Origin of the sequence: Streptomyces recifensis, from assembly GCF_002154615.1 — a bacterium.
In the GTDB taxonomy this organism is placed as follows: domain Bacteria; phylum Actinomycetota; class Actinomycetes; order Streptomycetales; family Streptomycetaceae; genus Streptomyces; species Streptomyces griseoluteus.
In genome coordinates this window covers 1-2,552 of sequence record NZ_MUNH01000129.1, presented here as the reverse complement: position 1 = coordinate 2,552, position 2,552 = coordinate 1, and the positions used below count along the sequence as shown (strand labels likewise).

General features: G+C 71.0%; 3 protein-coding genes. 1 reads left to right on the top strand and 2 read right to left on the bottom strand.

From position 1 onward, the window contains the following. A partial coding sequence (locus CCN33_RS08490; RefSeq protein ID WP_140394490.1) for a serine/threonine-protein kinase occupies positions 1–773 on the bottom strand: 773 nt, incomplete at its 3' end. A gap of 55 nt (positions 774–828) precedes the next feature. Further along, positions 829–1,677, bottom strand: a complete 849-nt coding sequence (locus CCN33_RS08485) for a menaquinone biosynthetic enzyme MqnA/MqnD family protein (RefSeq protein WP_086692803.1) — start codon at positions 1,675–1,677, stop codon at positions 829–831. A gap of 285 nt (positions 1,678–1,962) precedes the next feature. Between CCN33_RS08485 and CCN33_RS08480 the strand changes: the two genes are divergently transcribed. After that, complete coding sequence (locus CCN33_RS08480; protein WP_030813734.1) at positions 1,963–2,166, top strand: cold-shock protein; 204 nt, start codon at positions 1,963–1,965, stop codon at positions 2,164–2,166. Positions 2,167–2,552: the final 386 nt, after the last annotated feature.

The window sequence follows — 2,552 nt, the reverse complement described above, 5'->3', positions numbered from 1 at the left end:
GCGGGGGCCGGGCGGCCGGCGGGGTCCTTGGTCAGGCAGGCGGCGGCGATCTCGCGCAACTCCCCGTCCAGCGGGCCGAGTTCCGGTTCCTCGTGGACCACCTTGTAGAGCAGGGCGGCCGAGGAGTCGCCGGGGAAGGGCGGTGTGCCGGTCGCCGCGTAGGCGAGGACCGCGCCCAGGGAGAAGACGTCCGCCGCGCCGGTGACCCGGCCGCCGAGGATCTGTTCGGGGGCCATGTAGCCGGGGGAGCCGACCGAGGCGCCGGTCGCGGTGAGGGAGGCGGTGCCGGTGGTGGCGCGGGCGATGCCGAAGTCGATCAGCAGCGGGCCGTCCAGGGTGAGCAGCACGTTGGACGGCTTCACGTCCCGGTGGACGAGGTCCAGCGCGTGCACGGTGGCCAGCGCCTCGGCGAGGCCGGCGCCCAGCGCCCGCACGGTGTGGGCGGGCAGCGGGCCGTGGTCGGTGACGGCCCGGGCGAGGGAGGGACCCGCCGCGTAGGCCGTGGCGGCCCAGGGGACGGGCGCGTCCGGGTCGGCGTCGAGCACCGGTGCGGTCCAGGCGCCGCCCACCCGGCGCGCGGCCGCCACCTCGCGGCGGAAGCGCGCCCGGAACTCCTCGTCCAGCGCGTACTGCGGGTGGACGATCTTCACGGCGACGGTCCGGCCGCCCGCGCTGCGGCCCAGGTAGACGCGGCCCATGCCCCCGGAGCCGAGCCGGCCCAGCAGCCGGTACGGGCCGACGGCGGCCGGTTCGTCCGCTCCGAGCGGCTGCATGGCGACCCCTCCCCCGCGGGCTCCCCCGTAAAGCCGCGCCCTCGCAGCGTAGTGATTACGCCCCGAGCAGTTCCACCTTCACGTCGGCCGGGAAGCCGGTCGTGGGGCCGACCCGGCGGGCGAACTCCGCGACCGCCTTCAGCTGCGGGGGGCCGAAGGAGAAGTCGAGGGTGGTGAAGTACTGCTCCAGGGTCGCCTCGTCGAACGCCTCCCAGCGGGCGGCCTGCTCGGCGACCTTGCCGACCTCCTCCAGGGAGACGTTCCGGGAGGCGAGGAACGCCTCGTGCACCTTGCGGGTGATCTCCGGCTCGCGTTCGGCGTAATCGCGCCGCGCGGCCCACACCGCGAAGACGAACGGCAGCCCCGTCCACTCCTTCCACAGCGCGCCCAGGTCGTGCACCTGCAGGCCGTACCGCGGCGCGTCGACCAGGTTGGCGCGCAGGGCCGCGTCACCGATGAGGACGGCGGCGTCGGCCTCCTGCATCATCAGGCTCAGGTCGGGCGGGCAGGTGTAGTACTCCGGCCGCACCCCGTACCGCTCGGCCAGCAGCAGCTGGGCCAGCCGGACCGAGGTCCGCGAGGTCGAGCCGAGGGCGACACGCGCCCCGTCGAGCCGGTCCAGCGGCAGCTGCGAGACGATCACGCAGGACATCACCGGGCCGTCGCAGCCCACCGCGATGTCGGGGAAAGCGACCAGGTCACCGGCGTTGCGCAGGAATTCCACGAGCGTGATGGGGCCGATGTCGAGATCACCGCGCACAAGCTGCTCGCTGAGCTTCTCCGGGGTGTCCTTGGTCAGCTCGAAGTCGAGGAGCGTGCCGGTTCTCGCGAGCCCCCAGTAGAGGGGCAGGCAGTTGAGGAACTGGATGTGGCCGACGCGCGGCCGGGTGCGAGAATTGTCCACATCGCGAGACTAGACCCCTTGCGATACACGGCCCCGACCGGCCCGGCGTGTGCGCTCCGGGCGGCGGGTTCAAACATTCGGGTGACGTGATCTTGACCTCTATTGCTTTCCGGTGCCCGCGTGCTAGGCTCGCCGCAAGTTGCAGTTTGGTTTCCCTTGCAGTACAGAGCCTGCGGAGCATGTGACCGCGGGCTCTCGTCGTTTTCAGATGAATGCAGTTGTGCAGCACCGTTCGCACTTGCAGGTTCTGGAGCAGGGCAACCCTTTTGGGCCCAAGGAGGGCTTATGGCTACCGGAACCGTTAAGTGGTTCAACGCCGAAAAGGGCTTTGGCTTCATCGCCCAGGAGGGCGGCGGCCCCGACGTCTTCGTTCACTACTCCGCGATCAACGCCACCGGCTTCCGCTCCCTCGAGGAGAACCAGCAGGTGAACTTCGACGTGACGCAGGGCCCGAAGGGTCCGCAGGCGGAGAACGTCACCCCCGTCTGATCACTGCCTGATCGCAGAACCTGAGTGCAGTACCCAAGGAGCCCCACGCCTTCCGGCGACGGGGCTCCTGCCTTTTCCTCGTGACGCATCCATGAATTGCGGGCGAATTCCGCGTCCCGCCCGCCGTGCATTGATCACCGGGGGCATTCCGGCCCCGGAGTTCTCACCCGAACGGCCGCGGGGAAGTCGCCGGAACCCCTAGGGTCGCTGCCCATGACCGACTCCCCCGCCTCCCCCGACTTCCTTGCCGCGACCCGGACGTTCTACGACGCGATCGCCGAGGACTACTCCGATCATTTCCGCCGGGCGCATCTCGCCCAGCCCGTCGACCGGGCCCTGCTGAAGGTGTTCGCGGAGCTGGTGGGGGCGGGCGCGGCGGTGGCCGA

What these genes read in the sequence shown, in the direction of transcription:
- CCN33_RS08480 (WP_030813734.1), top strand. Translation starts at nt 1,963, where the DNA reads ATGGCTACCGGAACCGTTAAGTGGTTCAACGCCGAAAAGGGCTTTGGC.